Raw genomic sequence first — 15,260 nt, forward strand, 5'->3', positions numbered from 1 at the left:
TTTCCATGAAACTCGCCATTGACGAGACCCGGTGTAAGGGCTGCAATCTCTGTACAAAGGTCTGCCCGTACAAGATCTTCCGGGAAGGCAAACGGCTCAACCGCAAAGGGGTAGCCATACCGGAACTTGACCGTCCCGAGCGCTGCGCTAACTGCCGGCTGCAGAAACTCTATGGCCGGCAGCTCTGCGGGGTCTGCCAGCTCACCTGCCCGGACCAGGCGATTCACTGGATCGAGGAAGAACCGTACGAACCCCATAAGGTGGCGATTGAATATTGACACGGACTGAATTCTGGCAGGGAAATACTGCCTGTGCAGAGGGCGCACTGGCAGCAGGATGCAATTTCTTTGGCGGGTACCCGATCACCCCCTCCACGGAAGTTGCCGAACACATGGCAGCCAAGCTCCCGAAGAAAGGCGGGGTCTTTATCCAGATGGAAGACGAGATCGCCTCGATGGCCTCGATCATCGGCGCTGCCTGGACCGGCGCCCGTGCCATGACCGCAACGAGCGGCCCCGGCTTCTCCCTGATGATGGAGAACATCGGGTATGCCGTCATGACCGAGACTCCCTGCGTGGTCATCAACGTCCAGCGGGGCGGTCCCTCCACCGGCCAGCCCACGATGTCGGCCCAGGGCGACATGATGCAGGTGCGGTTCGGCTCCCACGGCGATATAGCGATCATTGCTCTCTGCCCGGCAACCGTGCAGGAGATGTACGAGCTGACGGTGAAGGCCTTCAACCTCGCTGACAGGTACCGCGTGCCGGTCTTTCTCATGGCAGACGAGACGGTCGGGCACATGCGGGAGAAGATCATTATCCCCGACACGGTTGAGCGGGTTGAGCGAAAACCCCTCGTTCCCGGTACCCTGCCGTTTAAAGCAGATGCGGATCTCGTCCCCGGCTTTCCCCAGTTCGGCAGGGGCCACCATGTCCATGTCACCGGGCTCACCCACGATGAGCGGGGTTACCCGGCGGCAACGAACCCGAAGCTGCACGCGAACCTGGTGCAGCGCCTCGTTGACAAGATCGAGAACGCCCGTGACGATATGGCGGACTACGATATCATCAACCCTGACGCCCGCCGGGTCTTCATCGCCTACGGCGGACCGGTGCGGACCGTCCAGCAGGTGATGCATGACCTCAAGGACAAGGACATCGGGTTCTTAAGGATCCGCACGGTCTGGCCATTCCCGGAGAAGGCCCTTGCGGAGTTCAAGAACGCAAAGGCGTTTTTTATCCCGGAGATGAACCTCGGCCAGATGGCTCGCGAGATCGAGCGGCACGTGAAGGTGCCGGTCGTCAGCATCCCCAAGATCGGCGGCGAACTGCATACTCCCGCAGAACTCATTGCAGTCCTGGAGGCGCACCCATGAGCTACGAGGACTGGTACCGGCAGGACCGGCTCCCGCATATCTTCTGTGCCGGCTGCGGCAATGGTACGATCATCAACTGCACGCTCGCAGCGATCGAGCAGATGGACTGGAAGAAGGAAGAGACCGTCTTTGTTTCCGGCATCGGTTGCTCCTCGCGGGCCCCCGGTTACATCCTCACCGACTCGCTCCACACCACCCATGGGCGGGCGATCGCCTTTGCCACCGGTGTCAAGATGGCAAACCCGGACCTGCACGTGGTCGTCTTTACCGGCGATGGCGACATGGCTGCCATAGGCGGCAACCACTTCATCCATGCCTGCCGGCGCAACATCGACCTCACGGTCATCTGCATGAACAACCAGATCTACGGTATGACCGGCGGGCAGGGCAGCCCGACCACGCCCAAAGGCTGCCTCTCGTCCACAACCCCCTACGGGTGTGCCGAGACCCCGTTCGATCTCTGCGAACTCGCAACGGCTGCGGGAGCCAACTATGTCTCCCGCTGGACCTCGTACCACGTCAAGGAACTGGAGAAGGCGGTCAAGGCCGGTCTCGAGACTCCGGGCTTCTCGTTCATCGAGGCGCTGGTCCAGTGCCCCACCGCATTCGGGCGCCGGAACAAGTTCCGGCAGGTGGCAGACCATGTCGAGTACCTCCGTTCGCACTCGCTCCTGAAAGCAAAACGCGACCGGATGCTGGAGAATCACGAGCATATCCCCGAAGATATGTACATTGTCGGGGAGATCACCCGGCGGAAGCGGCCGGCCATGGGGGTAAAGCCATGAGGCACGAAGTGCGGTTCTCCGGGTTTGGCGGCCAGGGGATCATCCTCTCGGCAGTGATTATCGGGAGGGCTGCTGTCATGTACGACAACAAGTATGCCGTCCAGACGCAGGTCTATGGGCCGGAAGCCCGGGGCGGGGCCTCGATGAGCCAGGTGATCATTGACGATGATCCCATCCTCTACCCTAAGGTAGCCACCCCCGACATCTACCTGATCATGTCGCAGGAAGGCTTCGAGAAGTACGGGGCCGTGGCCGAAGACCCCTCGATCATGCTGGTCGATTCCACCCTCGTCCACTCCCGGCCGAAGTGCCGGTGCATCGAGATCCCGGCCACCCGGGAAGCTAAACTGACGCTCAAAAAAGACATTGTGGCAAACATCGTGATGCTCGGGGCCCTCGTTGCCGCAACCCATGTCGTGAGCGAGGAATCACTTAAAAAAGCCATCCTCGATTCCGTGCCCAAGGGAACCGAGGATCTCAACCTGAAAGCCATGCAGCTCGGCCTGCAGCTGGGAAAGCAACCATGAAGTTACGTGAGCATGAGGCAAAGAACGTCATTAAGGAGTTCGGGATCCCCGTCCCGGCAGGATTCCTGATCCGTACAGCAGCAGAATTACCGGCACATCTCGATGCGCTCGGCGATAAGATTGTCCTGAAAGCACAGGTGGATGTCGGCGGCCGGGGCAAGGCCGGTGGTATCCTGATGGCGGATAAGAAGACCGCTGTCGCTACCGCAGAAGCGCTGTTCAAAAGAGAGATCAAGGGGCTCCCGGTCAAAGAGATCCTTGCCGAGCAGCGGCTCGATATCCAGCACGAGTACTATCTCTCGATCACGGTTGACCGCTCCAGCAAGCAGCCGCTCATTCTTTTCACGGAAGCCGGTGGCGTGGATATCGAGATCACCGCAAAGGAAAATCCCGGTGCAATAAAAAAAGTGATCGCGAACCCCCTCATGCGGGATCTCCCGCCCTTCATGCTCCGGGAGCTCGCAGGAAAAGCCCCAAAAGAGATCATGCCCATCATCAACAAGCTCTACCGGGTCTTCCTGGAAAAGGACGCTTTGCTCGCCGAGATCAACCCGCTCGTCACCACCCCGCAGGGAGTCTTTGCGGCCGATGCGAAGATCATTGTTGACGACAATGCGCTCGGACGGCAGGGTTTCACGGTCAACCGGGATCTCACCGACCGCGAACGAGAAGCCGAGAAGCACGGGTTCTCGTACGTGGAACTCAACGGGGCAATCGGTGTGATCGGTAACGGTGCCGGGCTCACGATGTCCACCCTTGACCTGATCGAGTTCTATGGCGGAAAAGCCGCAAACTTCCTCGATGTAGGTGGCGGTGCCGAGAGCGAGCGGGTCATGCACGCGGTGCGACTCGTTGCGAGTGTTCCGACCGTCAAAGTCATTGTCGTGAACCTGCTGGGCGGGATCACCAAGTGCGACGAGGTGGCAAAGGGCATCATCGCGGCCGGCATCTCCCAGAAAGTGATCGTCCGGCTCGCGGGCACCAACGAAGCAGAGGGCCGGCGTCTCCTGACCGAAAAAGGCTACGAGATGCTCCCGACCATGGACCTTGTGGTCAAGAAGGCAGTCGAGGTGACCGCATGATCTACGGCGATAAGAAAACGGGGATTCTCGTGCAGGGAGCCACCGGCAAACAGGGCGAGTTCCACATCGGGCTCATGAATGCCTATGCCCGCGAAGTCGGCGGCAGGGGTGTTGTTGCGGGAGTCACTCCCGGCAAGGGTGGCCAGCAGGTGCACGGTGTCCCCGTCTACAATACGGTCAGGCAAGCGATGGGCGAGCACGATATCGGTGCCAGCGTCATCTTTGTGCCCGCCGGTGCAGCAGCCGATGCCATCATGGAGGAGGCAAATGCCGGTATCGAGACGATCGTCTGCATCACCGAGCACATTCCCGTGCACGACACGATGAAGGCAGTCGCGTACGCAACCATGCAGGGTTCTTCGGTCATCGGCCCCAACTGTCCCGGGCTCCTCTCTCCCGGAGAAGTCAAGATGGGCATCATGCCCTCGGGATTATTCTCACGCGGGAATGTCGGTGTCATCTCCCGGAGCGGCACTCTCACGTATGAAGTCGTGGACGAACTCACCCGGGCCGGTATCGGCCAGAGCACGGTGGTCGGGATCGGCGGCGACCCGGTGATCGGCCAGACTTTCGTGGACGTGCTCAAACAGTTCGAGCACGATCCGCAGACCAAGGCGGTCGTGCTGATCGGCGAAGTGGGTGGCAACCTCGAAGAGGAAGGGGCGAAATGCACAGACCTCCCGATCGTTGCCTACATCGCCGGCATATCAGCACCGCCCGACAAGCGGATGGGGCACGCGGGTGCGATCGTGGAGGGTGGCGAAGGCGATGCCCGCTCCAAGATCGCCCGGCTCAAGAAGAACGGCGTGCCGGTTGCATCCCGCCCCTCGGAGATTCCGGATATGGTCCGGAAGCTCTTCTGCGGGTGCTGATTTTTTTAAATTTCTTTTTTCCCCGGTTATTTTCCGGTGGCAGTATCGAAGGACACCCGGATATCCGATAAAACCGGAACTTCAGATCTTCACGGGCGGCAGAGAGCAGAGTCATGACGGTGCACCCGGATTAATAATAGAAATGGGTAAATAATGACTCGTCTTATATGAATTTGAGTTTTTCCCGGCTTAAAAAATAATACCGTCGCAAAGCCTGGCAGGAAAAAGAATAAAGGAATCCCGACATGTCTTCCCGGCGCATATATGTGGCAGGAATCATTTTTTTATTACTCCTTTGCTGTATCGTCGTGGTTTCCTTTGTCCTGCCCCTGCTGGCTGCTCCCGTCCCTGTTCCACCGGATGACAAGCTCGCCGAAATAATGGCCCGCGGCAAGCTGGTTATCGCTACGGATTCGGATTATCCTCCCAATTCAGAATTAATACCCGGGAGTATCCGCACTGCGGGCACAAAATGCACCCGGAACGAATATACCGCAGATGAATTCACCGGCTACAATATCGCCGTCGCGGTGGAGATCGCCCGGAGGCTCGGTGTTGAACCCTGTTTTGTCACGCCGACAAGAACCGAGATCATCAGCGGCAGCTGGTCCGACCGGTGGGACATCCACATCGGGTCGCTGGCTATTACGCCGGAACGCATGAAGGTGATGTACTTCACGCAGCCGTATTATGCCGGTCCGGTGAGCATTTTTGTGAATAAGAACAATACCGCCTATTCAAACCCCGGCGATCTGTCAGGAAAGAAGGTCGGAGTATGCGCCGGCTGCATTCTTGAACGTTACCTGGAAGGCACGCTCGACCTGCCCGGCCAGAAGATTGACTTCGCGATCAAAAATGCCACTATTGTGGCCTACGAGAATGAAGCCGTTGCCCTGGGAGACCTTGCTCTCGGGGATGGTGTGAAGCTGGATGGTGTTCTCACCAACCAGCCCCTTGGTGAGGACGCGATGAAAAATGGTATGCCCCTCAGGCAGTTGGGCAGGCCCGTTTTTTATGACTACGACGGTGCAGCAGTGGACAAAAAGAGCGGCAGGGACCCGCTCTCGTTTGTCAGGAAAGTAACCGGTATTATCCGGGAGATGAATCAGGACGGCACGCTGCTTAAGTTCTCACAGCAATACTATGGGCAGGATCTCGTGACAGAAACAACCCGGTTTAATACCAGTGCCCTCGGGTATATCCCCGTTTAGGAAGGGACATGAAGAGCACCTGGTTCTGGCGCCGGAATCTGACAGCACGGCTGATCTGCTCGTTTCTCATCTTATCCCTGCTGATCGTATGTCTCGTGGGAATTATCGTCTATTTCCAGGCCACCCAGTCCCTTACCCGTTCGGTTGATGACAGGCTCAATGCGGTGGCCACCTTAAAAGAAGACGTGCTGAACAACTGGGTTGATGACCAGACGCAGGATGTGGTCATGATAGCGGGGATCCCGGAAATCCGCAAACAGTCCGGCATCCTCTTCTCATTGCCGGACACTTCCCCGGAAAGAAAACAGGCATATGCCGAGCTCTCCGGTTTCCTTCCCCAGGTGATTTCCCGGACAACATACACGGATGAAATATTCATTATTGACCTGAATGGCACGATAGCTGTCTCAAGCGACAGGACTCATGAAGGGCGGTCGGTTGCCACGGATCCGTATTTCCCGCAAGGCCGATCCAGGACGCTTGCAACAACGGTCTATTCTTCAACTCCTGATGAAAAACCGGCCATCATCATTGTATCCCCGTTATTCGATATGGAGGGAAAGCGCACCGGTGTACTGGCCTCACGCATTTCCCTTGCCCATATAGATCGCATTATTCTCGAACGTTCCGGCCTTGGAAGGAGCGGGGAAACCTATCTTGTTGACCAGTCCCACTGGATTGTCTCAGAAACTCCTCTCATGATGAATGGGACCTATTTGCAGTTCGTCCAGTCTGAAGGGATCGATGCTGCACTCCGGGGCAAAGATGGTTCCGGCTTTTACCGGAATTATGCAGGGATTCCCGTTGTCGGGGTCTACCGCTGGCTGGATAACCAGGACGTGGCCCTCCTTGCCGAGATAAGCCAGGACGAGGCATTTGCGCCGGCACGAGATCTTGCCCTGACCATATTGTATACCGGGATAATCCTGTCCCTTATCCTTGCAGCAGGCATGTACCTGCTGGCCCACCAGATAACCCGGCCTGTCCTGGAAATTGCCGATACTGCAGCCCGGGTCACTGCAGGAGACCTCAGCCGGCAGGCCCCGGTCCTGACCGACGATGAAGTCGGCCTCCTTGCAGTTGCCTTTAATGACATGACCAGAAAACTGCGGCAGACCCTGGAAGGTCTTGAAACGAACCTCAGTGAACTTAAGGAACGGGATGAAGCCTTACAGAAATCGGAACACAAATACCGGACCCTTGTGGAGAATATTCCGCAGAATATCTTCCTAAAAGATCTCAATTCCGTGTATGTTTCCTGTAATGAGAACTATGCATCTACCTTGAACATCAGGCCCGAGGAAATTACCGGAAAGACCGACTATGATTTTTTCCCCGGAGAATGTGCAGAAAAATACCGGGCCGACGATAAGCGGCTGATGTCTGCCGGGCAGACCGAAGAGATTGTCGAGCAGTTCCTGCTCAACGGGAAGATGCGCTGGATCAATACCATCAAGACCCCGGTAAAAGATATCGACGGGAGCATCACCGGCATCCAGGGAATATTCTGGGATATCACCGACAAGAAACGGGCGGACGAAGATCTCAGGAAACTATATTCCGAGCTGGAACACCGGGTAGCCGAACGGACTGCGGATCTCAGGCTGGCGCAGGGGGCGTTGTATCAGGCAAATAAAAAACTCAATCTTCTCTCAGGCATAACCCGGCACGATATCACGAACCAGCTCCATGCTCTGTCAGGATATCTTGAAATCTCCAAGATATCTGTCGGTGATCCGGTCGTCACACTGGAGTATATTGCAAAGGAGGAGAAGATCGCAGATACCCTTGCCCACCAGATCAGTTTCACCAAGGAATATGAGGATCTGGGTGTGAATGCCCCCATGTGGCAGAATGTAAACCTGATAGTCAAAAGCATCATCACCCGGCTTCCCATGCGGAATATCAGCGTTGATGCCGGAGATCCTGACCTGGAAGTGTTTGCAGATCCGCTCCTGGAAAAAGTGTTCTACAATCTCATCGATAATGCCCTGCGGTACGGGGGAGAGCAGATGACTACCCTCCGTGTAAAGAACCGTGATGACAACGGCGATCTGGTTATCATTGTTGAAGATGATGGCAACGGCATCAGCGCCGGGGATAAAAGGAAGTTGTTCACGAAAGGATTTGGCAAGCAAACCGGTCTTGGCCTCTTCCTCTCCCGCGAGATCCTTTCGATTACCGGCATCACGATTACTGAAACCGGCGAACCCGGGAAAGGCGCCCGGTTCGAGATGCTGGTACCGAAAGGGGCGTACCGGTTTTGAGGGCGGCCTTAATCTGCACGTAAAGAAAAGTGATGTACTATGACCGTTGTGCAGGATAAGCTAGAATCTTCTTTGGCACCCGGTTTGTGCAACCCGCCGTCTGTGAAAGCAACAGATCCGGATCCCGAAGGCCACCGGGTGGATCTCTACCTGGATCTCGGGCGAACCCTCTACGATGCCGGGGCATCGGTCCAGCGCATCAGTGATTCGGTCCGGTACTGTGCCCATACCCTGGGCGATGACGATGTCCATGCGTTCGTGGGCAATGAAGCGATCGAGGTCGGGCGCCGCACCGGCGACCGGACCCAGATCCGGATGCACGCGTTCCGGGAACCGGTGCGGGTCAATGCCACCATCCTGCAGGGTGTCAGCCGGATGCTCGCTTCCTTTAAGAGCGGCTGTACAAATCCTGCTGCTGTCAGGAGCAGGCTGCTGGCGTTACGGGGCCTGCCCCCGGTCTTTCCTGCATGGGCTGTCATTATTGCAGTCGGTGCGGCCTGTGCTGCGTTTGCGTGGCTGAACCATGCCGACCTGCTCTCCCTCTGGGTGGTCTTCATCGCTGCCTCGGCAGGTTTTGCCGCAAAGCTCTATGCCTCTCCCCGGGCCGGCAACCTGTACCTCACCGTGCTGCTGTCCGCTCTCGTTGCATCGGCCGTTGCGCTGGTCCTGCTGCCGTTCTCCCATACGGCAACTTCGGAGACGGCGCTCATCTCATCGCTCCTGTTTCTTGTGCCCGGTACCATTCTCATCAATGGCGGGCTCGATATCATACGGGACCATACCGGCTGCGGGATCGCCCGGCTCACCTCCGTTATGGCACAGCTGCTGGTCATCACCGGCGTACTGCTGATCCCGCTCTCCCTGATTGCCCCGGAAACGGGCGGGTTAACCCTTATCCCCCCTGGCCTGGCCGGCATCCTGGTCAGTACTGTCGCTGCCGGTATCGCGGCATTCGGTTTTTCGCTCATGATGAATATGCCCCTTGCCGCACTTCCGGGATGCGTGATCTGCGGTGGTGCTGCACGGATTATCCGGGAAGTGGCGATCCTTGCCGGTCTCGATCCCATCATGAGTGTCTTCATCGCGATGGCGTCGGCCACGCTCCTCGCATTCGTGATCGGCCGGTTCACCCATGTCACCGAAGTGGTGATCGCGGTGGCGGCTGGTCTCCCGATGATTCCCGGACTTGCTGCAATCGTGGGGCTCAACGGCCTCTTCCAGCTCGCTCACCCGGCGACAGTATTCCAGTCCGCACTTATCCAGACTACCCTGCAGAGCTCGCTCTATGCAGCGGGTGTCTCTCTCGCGCTGGTTGCGGGGATCATATTCCCGCTCATCATCATCACCCGGGGAAAGCCCCGGATATAACGAGGGGCTGATTTTTGTACGTCCGGGATGCGACTGTTAGTTTCTCTACTTCAGATATGATGATGGGGGTTGAGACCCCCATACCCCCGGATTCGATGAACCCCGCCGCCCCCAAAGGGGCGCCCCCGCGGCGGATCAAGGACGGATCAAGACTGAAAAAAATATTTGCAAAAAAAAACTCCTTGCCCCGCCGTGCCTGAAGAGAGGCCCTGAGGCGGGGGAGCCTCACAGAACATTTCCAGTATGCCGGTGAACCAGATCGGTTCATGCACATTTTATCTGAGCCTGAAACGCTTTGCTACAGAAAAACACAGCTTCTTGTATTACCCGCTCTTTTTCCCCGGCCTGTCCCGCGTGATGATGCTTAATCCCTGCCCGTGCAGGCAAAGTCGACATACCCGTTCATCGGATCTGTCTGGAGCAGCCGGACCCGGACTTTCTGGCCAACCCGGAGACCCTGCTGGCCCTGCATCACCCGGCCTTCCGCAGGGGGGTTGATGAGCCGGACATACGTCCCCTTCTCTGAAGCACCGGTTACCAGTGCATCAAACGTGGTGCCGATCCTGTCCTGGAGCAACACGGCAGCCGCGGCTTTGCGCATGAACCGTTCGACTTTCTTTGATCCTTTCTCCTTCTCGGTCAGCCACGCCGACTGGTCTACAAGTTCTTCGATCGTGTAGGGGCTCTCTTTTTTGTCGAGCACGGTCTTTACCAGCCGCTGGATGATGAGATCGACATAGCGCCGGTTCGGGGCCGTGCCGTGCGTGTAGTCGGTGACTGCAAGAGCGAAGTGACCTATGGGTTCTTCACCGGGATCGAGCGGAACGTATTCGCCGGCCCCCATCAGTTTTACAATCGTGAGTGACAGGTCCGGGAAGCGAACCGGATCGGCTTCTTTCTGGCGGCTTAAAAATTCCGTGAGTGCCTTTGCATCCGGCTGGTCGGGAAGTGTCTCTCCATAGGTAGCAGCCGTCAGCACGATCCCGTCCCAGTGTTTCGGGATGCGGACGATGCGCTGGATCATCGGAATCCCCGCATTTCCGAGAAATGCCACGGTAGTACCATTCGCCGCCACCATGAACTCCTCGATCAGGTTCCGCGCCATATTCTTCTTCTGGACAACAAGTGCTTTTACGGTGTTGCCCTCAACAACCGGCTCGGGTTCTATCGTCTCGAGTTCGAGCGCACCCTGTTCCGTGCGGAATTTTTTTAACCGGAGGGCGGCCTCGTGCTGCAACCGCACCTGTGCTTCAAGCCCCTCAACATCCCGCACCGTGGGGGGAATGGGACCGTCACCTTCCAGCCAGTCCCCGACTTCTTCATAGATGAGCTTGGCCTTGTTGGCAACGATCGCCCGGTAGAGGTTGCCGTGGCGGACACTTCCGTCCGGGAGCACGGTGTATTCAATGATCACCGCCCTGCAATCCTGGCCCGGCAGGAGCGAGGAGATGCCTTTTGAGAGCCGGTCCGGCAGCAGGGGATAGGTGACGATTCCTGTATAGACTGAAGTGCCGTTGTAGGATGCGTACTGGTCGGCCTGCGAGTGCTTGGGAACATAGTGATCGACATCGGCAATGGCAACCCTGACATGGATCTCATCATCCATGCCGCGTTCGCAATATTCCATCTGGTCGAGATCCTGGGAGTCGACATTATCGATCGAGGACCACAGGAGGGCCCGGAGATCCTGCCCGTCCTTTCCGACAGCATTCGATGCATCCGGGTGTATCGCGTTCACTTCCCGGATAACGGCCTTCGGGTACTCGGGTTTGAAGCCGTACTTCTGCATGGCAAAAAAAGAGATGGCCTTAAGGTCAACGGGGCGGCGGTGTTTCATAGGCAACTGTGTGGGGTTTGATGGCAGGGATGATAAAATAGTGCGTGCACCGGTGGAAACGAATCGCGGGCAGGCATTATCAGCCATCAGCTCCCGATCAGTACAGGGAGCCCCGGCACGAGCCTGACCTTCACATCATGAACGAAAAAATACTCAGACAGGGCGTTCTGTATTTCCTCCTTCTCACTCTTGTTCTCATTCTGGGCAGTGGGATCGTCTTTTTCGCATCTGCGGCAACCCATCCCGGTCTGGTCCGGAACAATGCCGGTGAACTGCAGGCCAATTACCTGTATCATGTGTCGGTCATCACCCCCCATATGTCCACCCTGTTCCTGCAACTTTTTGTATCCAATGCCGGTGTTGCCCTGATCATCCTGCTCGTTCCCCTGTACTGGGTAGGGATCTGGTGGCTGAACCCCGACCATCTCAATACCATAATCCGGCTGATGAAAGGAACGGTAGTTCTCCTGGTCCTCGCGCTTGGCTATAATTCCTTCAGCTACGCATATATCACGTCGAAACTCTACCCGCTGCCGGTCTTTCTTGTCATGTATTTCCCTCATGGATGGCTTGAGATGCTCGCTTTTGTCCTGGCCGGGACCTTCTCGCTGCTCTGCACGGATGCCCTGCGCGAGTATCTGTGTACTCCTCGCGATCAGTCTGCACTGCATCCCGGCGGGATCGCCCTTTTTATTTTCAACCGGGTATGGCGGGTGTTCCTCGTGATTGCCTTCCTTCTTGCCGTTGCTGCTGCCATTGAATGCTGGATCACCCCTCCTCTGGTCACTTCAGTATGGGAACAGGTCCTGTTGTAGTACAGGCTATAAAGGGATGACTCGCTTTTTCGTCTGGACGCATTCTACGTAAAACAGGAAGGGGCAGTGTCCCGTCTCATTTTTATATCCCCTGCGCTGAACAATCATTATGTCACCAAGACAATCCACGCCCAAAGACCAGCGCGATGTGAAAGTCCCGGTCAAGAGAGGACCCAGCCAGGACAGGGATCGCCAGCTGGAAGATGCACGCCATCATCCAACAACCCGCCCGCTGCCGCATCCTGAACACAAACCCATCAAAAAGCCCGTTCTTCCAAAAGTACATACGCCCCATTCCCATCCCCATGGTGACGAGTTGCCCGCCCATACGAATCCCCCCAGCCCCATCAAGCCCGCCAAGAAGATAACAAAGACCGGCGCAAAAAAGTGATGATCCCATATTTCCCTTTTTTCAGATAATTATATTACCCGCGTTTGCAGATTTGTGTGCATGGCACTCAAGGAAAAGATCCTGGATGTGGTTGAAGGCCCGCACCCGGCCGCAGTCGCGACGGTTGCCGGAGGGCTGCCCGCGGTACGGTTCATGGTACTGGCAGGATTTCCCGATATGACCTTTGTGGGCGCGACAATGAAGAACACCCACAAAGTTGCAGAACTTAAAAAAAATCCCCATGCTGCCATCTCCATCTGGTCCGGTAAGGAATTTACCGATCCCTATGTCGAGATCAAGGCAAAAGGGGAAGTGCACGAGGACCTGGCAACAAAAAAGCGTTACTGGAACCCGATGTTTGAACAGTATTTCAAATCCGTTGACAACCCGGATTTTGTCGTCCTGATATTCTCCGCAGATGAGATCACGTATCACGAACCAAAGATGATGGGACAGGAAATCTGGAAGCGGTAATTGTCGTTCTCCGCTCCTACTTTTTTTACCGTTATGGTTGATGCGCTCATTCCTGTTTTGAATGGGTAAAGCATATTTTGAGGTGATTACAAAGATGGGGGCTGATACCCTTATGCCCCCAACTACGATGAACGCCGCCTCCGAAGGGCACCCCGCAGCGGTTTTAATGACTAAATGCTGAAATCCTCTTTGATACAAACGGCCGCTCTTGGGGGCTCCAGCACCAAGTGCCTCCGCCCCCGCCGCTCGGGCATCCCCCAATTGCGATATTCCCTCAGACGGTTGAAGAAGAACTCCGATAAGGGGGGGTCAAGGGGTGCTCCCCTTGAGCTGCTTCCCCCTCTGGGGGAGAGAGGGGGTCACAATCCTAACTGTCACAGAGGACCCGGTGAATGAAGGAAATGAGAATTTCCCATGAAAATTATCCTCTTCAGGAATTATAATGGGGGGTTGAGACGCCCATACCTCCAGATACGATAAACTCCTCCGACCTCAAAGGGCGCCCCCGCGGCGGATCAATAACAAAAATACTAAAACCTCATTGTCCCGCCGTGCCTGAAGAGATGCTCTGAGGCGGGGGAAGATCACAACCTCTTTTTTAATAACCTGCTTTACCCCCATGAAACAGCGAAGAACCGTTTAATGAGTATAATCTCCCTCTCCCTCCTTCCATACGATCGTTTATCCCGTCAGCGTGACAATCGATACGAACAGCGAGCAACACGTATGTCAGCCACCCAGTTTTTCCCCATTACTCCCGAACTCCTCACCCTTGCCTGCGAAACGGTGAACCGGCGCGTTGGCCGGTTACCCTTCATGCAGGACGGTGTATCCGTCACCCGGGATCTTATCGGCGTCACCATGGAATGCCTCAACGCGGAATTTTCCAAGACTCTTGCGATTCATACAAAACAGACCCCGGAAAAACAGGCCCCGGAAGGACTTGACCAGTGTCTTTCCCAGCGCCTGAACCTGTCAGAAGACCTGTCCTGCACTGTCGTGATCACGGACGTGCTCTGCCGTGCGGGAATCGCTGAGAAAACCGAGGTTGTCGACCGCACATCCCACGCGCGGATCAGGGGAGTCCGGTTGCTTTCTCCCTGGACATGGCATACTGCATCGGCCCCGGTACCTTCTCTCACTCCAACCGGTACGGAAACGGAAAGCGGGACTCCCCCGACGCCCTGGATGAGTCTCTGCCCCATCTGTAAGACCGGTATCTTAAACCGGGTGTTCGGCAAGCAGTTGTATGGCATTCCCCACACAGATTATTACGTTGAATGCACCCATTGCGGGGCAAAATTCATCCCGGAAAAAGATCAGTTCTGCCTCGTCTCCATCGCCACGATCCGCGATCCCGGCTGGAAACGCTACCTGAACAAGTCCTATGCTCCTGAATCGTGGATGGAGATCGCGCGCGCCAGCAGCCCGGGCATCGTAAAGCGGGCAACCATGCCTTCTACTCACCGCCGCTCTCCTGCCATCCCGTTCAGTGCCCCCCAGGGTCCCACGACCCGCACTCCCACGGTATCCGTTGTACTGAAAACCGGCGCACTTCTCCCCATGAAAGACGGTTCCTTAGGAGTCCCTGTGCTGGATAAGATCCTCTATTTCAAACCGTTAAAGTTGATCTTTTCCGGGGGATTGAAAGAGGATGTCTTTGAAAAAGAACAGAGGCTCTTAAAAGATGTCATCAGCACTCCTGTCTATTCCCACCTTAAAACAAAAGTTGAAGAGAAGTATGCAAACTATCTTCCGCTCCGCCTCGGGCTCTTTTTATGGGAGAGGAAGGAGAAACACGATCCTTTCTATCGGGAATTCCTCAACCCGTGGGGCGATGAAAAGTTCGGGACATTCATGGTGGAAGACAGTGACCTGTCCGGCAGGAAAGGAGTATACCTCGTTGTTGCAGAAGGGAAAGCCTGCCACGCCGGCTACAGTCATGAATCGTTTAAAAAGACCCTGACCGGTGAGTTCAGCCGTATCACTGCGGGTGATTGTTTCCTGGACCAGGATGGCACCCGCTGCCGGATCAATGCACTCCTCTGCCTCCAGAAAAAAACTGCCTCGGTGTATCTCCATGTGGTCGATAAGGAAGAAGAACGGGTTCAGATTGCTGATGCCCTGATGAACCGTACCCCGGTTCAGACTCCATAATCCTGATCCATGAACCACGCGATACCGATCACAGAATTTTTCATATGCAATGTAAACATTATAGTTATCTACTCTGGATACCGATCAAGGAGATCATAA

General features: G+C 56.1%; 14 protein-coding genes. 13 read left to right on the plus strand and 1 reads right to left on the minus strand.

Annotation, left to right across the window (positions count from 1 at the left end; translation table 11 throughout):
• The first annotated feature begins 5 nt into the window (after positions 1-5).
• The 9 genes from WC593_05005 (at position 6) to WC593_05045 (ending at position 9,487) form a co-directional block, all read left to right on the plus strand.
• Positions 6-278 (plus strand): ferredoxin family protein, encoded by a 273-nt coding sequence (locus tag WC593_05005; protein ID MFA4824499.1) that lies wholly within the window; start codon positions 6-8, stop codon positions 276-278.
• The gene (locus WC593_05010) at positions 275-1,375 is read left to right on the plus strand and encodes a 2-oxoacid:acceptor oxidoreductase subunit alpha (protein ID MFA4824500.1); all 1,101 of its coding nucleotides are present in this window, start codon (positions 275-277) and stop codon (positions 1,373-1,375) included. The genes WC593_05005 and WC593_05010 overlap by 4 nt, the downstream gene beginning before the upstream one ends.
• Entirely contained in the window at positions 1,372-2,160 is a 789-nt protein-coding gene (locus tag WC593_05015) for a thiamine pyrophosphate-dependent enzyme (protein MFA4824501.1), read from the plus strand. The genes WC593_05010 and WC593_05015 overlap by 4 nt, the downstream gene beginning before the upstream one ends.
• The gene (locus tag WC593_05020; GenBank protein ID MFA4824502.1) at positions 2,157-2,687 is read left to right on the plus strand and encodes a 2-oxoacid:acceptor oxidoreductase family protein; all 531 of its coding nucleotides are present in this window, start codon (positions 2,157-2,159) and stop codon (positions 2,685-2,687) included. The genes WC593_05015 and WC593_05020 overlap by 4 nt, the downstream gene beginning before the upstream one ends.
• On the plus strand, positions 2,684-3,769 hold the full coding sequence (locus tag WC593_05025; protein ID MFA4824503.1) for an ATP-grasp domain-containing protein: 1,086 nt from the start codon (positions 2,684-2,686) through the stop codon (positions 3,767-3,769). Before WC593_05020 ends, WC593_05025 begins: the two co-directional genes overlap by 4 nt.
• The gene (gene sucD / locus WC593_05030) at positions 3,766-4,641 is read left to right on the plus strand and encodes a succinate--CoA ligase subunit alpha (protein MFA4824504.1); all 876 of its coding nucleotides are present in this window, start codon (positions 3,766-3,768) and stop codon (positions 4,639-4,641) included. Before WC593_05025 ends, sucD begins: the two co-directional genes overlap by 4 nt.
• A 245-nt stretch (positions 4,642-4,886) precedes the next feature.
• Positions 4,887-5,852 carry a transporter substrate-binding domain-containing protein gene (locus WC593_05035; GenBank protein ID MFA4824505.1) on the plus strand — a complete coding sequence of 322 codons (966 nt, stop codon included), beginning with the start codon at positions 4,887-4,889 and terminating at the stop codon, positions 5,850-5,852.
• An 8-nt stretch (positions 5,853-5,860) separates the two neighbouring features.
• Positions 5,861-8,119, plus strand: coding sequence for a PAS domain-containing protein (locus WC593_05040; protein MFA4824506.1), 2,259 nt, complete (start codon positions 5,861-5,863; stop codon positions 8,117-8,119).
• 102 nt (positions 8,120-8,221) lie between these two features.
• Positions 8,222-9,487, plus strand: coding sequence for a threonine/serine exporter family protein (locus WC593_05045; protein MFA4824507.1), 1,266 nt, complete (start codon positions 8,222-8,224; stop codon positions 9,485-9,487).
• Between the two features lie 364 nt (positions 9,488-9,851).
• On the opposite strand, the gene WC593_05050 is transcribed toward WC593_05045, so the two are convergent.
• A complete protein-coding gene (locus WC593_05050; protein ID MFA4824508.1) occupies positions 9,852-11,324 on the minus strand; it encodes an RNB domain-containing ribonuclease in 1,473 nt (490 codons plus the stop codon).
• Between the two features lie 137 nt (positions 11,325-11,461).
• Between WC593_05050 and WC593_05055 the strand changes: the two genes are divergently transcribed.
• The 4 genes from WC593_05055 to WC593_05070 all read left to right on the plus strand — a co-directional run bounded on the left by WC593_05055 (position 11,462) and on the right by WC593_05070 (position 15,161).
• Positions 11,462-12,139, plus strand: coding sequence for a stage II sporulation protein M (locus WC593_05055; GenBank protein ID MFA4824509.1), 678 nt, complete (start codon positions 11,462-11,464; stop codon positions 12,137-12,139).
• 109 nt (positions 12,140-12,248) lie between these two features.
• Complete coding sequence (locus WC593_05060) at positions 12,249-12,530, plus strand: hypothetical protein (protein ID MFA4824510.1); 282 nt, start codon at positions 12,249-12,251, stop codon at positions 12,528-12,530.
• A gap of 60 nt (positions 12,531-12,590) precedes the next feature.
• On the plus strand, positions 12,591-13,004 hold the full coding sequence (locus tag WC593_05065; protein ID MFA4824511.1) for a pyridoxamine 5'-phosphate oxidase family protein: 414 nt from the start codon (positions 12,591-12,593) through the stop codon (positions 13,002-13,004).
• A 726-nt stretch (positions 13,005-13,730) separates the two neighbouring features.
• Positions 13,731-15,161, plus strand: coding sequence for a hypothetical protein (locus WC593_05070; protein MFA4824512.1), 1,431 nt, complete (start codon positions 13,731-13,733; stop codon positions 15,159-15,161).
• The last annotated feature ends 99 nt before the right edge of the window (positions 15,162-15,260 follow it).

Origin of the sequence: Methanoregula sp., assembly GCA_041645435.1 — an archaeon.
In the GTDB taxonomy this organism is placed as follows: Archaea; Halobacteriota; Methanomicrobia; order Methanomicrobiales; family Methanospirillaceae; genus Methanoregula.